A 247-nucleotide genomic window follows, 5' to 3' on the forward strand; every position below is an offset into this window, starting at 1 on the left:
ACCATCACGAATCTTGCCGTGGATCGCGTCAATGAACAGCACCGGATACACGCCCTCCAGCGGCCGGTTGCACCACTCGGCCATCTCCCCGAGCACCTTGTCGGTGATCCGCGAGATGGTGTCTTTCGAGACTCTCGCGCCGTACACCTCGTCGAAGTGTGCCGCCACCTCACCCGTGGTCAGACCCTTGGCCGTCAACGACAACACGACCTCGTCGATCCCGTTCAGCCGGCGTTGGCGCTTACGC

The 247-nt window shown here is 62.8% G+C and carries 1 protein-coding gene; it reads right to left on the reverse strand.

Going from position 1 to position 247, the window contains the following annotated elements:
* A partial coding sequence (locus ELR45_RS40000; RefSeq protein ID WP_205857757.1) for a transposase occupies window positions 1-247 on the reverse strand: 247 nt, incomplete at both ends.

This window comes from Phytoactinopolyspora endophytica, assembly GCF_004138495.1.
Classification (GTDB): Bacteria; Actinomycetota; Actinomycetes; order Jiangellales; family Jiangellaceae; genus Phytoactinopolyspora; species Phytoactinopolyspora endophytica.